Annotated in this window: 1 pseudogene; it reads left to right on the top strand. The window is 46.1% G+C overall.

The annotated features are described in order from the left end of the window. Nucleotides 1-182: 182 nt before the first annotated feature. A pseudogene (locus tag VT06_RS17080) lies at nucleotides 183-596 on the top strand (hypothetical protein); the annotation flags it as partial.

The following is a 596-nucleotide window of genomic DNA, read 5'->3' as shown; positions in this document are numbered from 1 at the left end:
CATTTTTAGCGCAATACGGTGAAGTAGCAACCTATCAACATACTTGGCTAGTAGCCGAGTAGCTGTGCTGGTAATTACTAGTAAACACATTGCCTAGCAAAGCTATTGCATGGGCAGCAGTTACGAGTACAAGGCAGGAACAATATAAGCACGAATAAGATAAGTAGATAAAAGGTGAGCAAATGAACAATGGTAAAAGTGTGAGTGCCGCGCTACAAAAAGCGGTGGGAATAGTGATTTTTGCCTTGAGCGCAGGAATGCTTTCCGCATGCAGCCCAGCAGTTAACGAGGAACCAGCGCGAATTGAACTGCGCGTGATGGAAACTACGGATCTACATGCCTACATGTTGGGCTTTGATTATTTTCGCCAACAGCCTACCGAAGCGCATGGTTTAGTTCACACTGCCGCACTTATTCATGCGGCGCGCGCGGAAAACCCAAATCATTATTTGGTGGATAATGGTGATTTAATTCAAGGCAGCGCCTTGGGCGATTGGGTTGCAGAGCAAGGGGTTGGTTATGTTAACGAGCGCAACCATCCGATTATGCGCGCCTTAAACTACTTACAGTATGATGTAGGTAATATGGGCAATCAC

Origin of the sequence: Arsukibacterium sp. MJ3 (assembly GCF_000987765.1) — a bacterium.
Classification (GTDB): domain Bacteria; phylum Pseudomonadota; class Gammaproteobacteria; order Enterobacterales; family Alteromonadaceae; genus Alishewanella.
The sequence above is the reverse complement of the archived record's forward strand: the minus strand, read 5'-3'. Positions and strand labels throughout refer to the sequence as shown.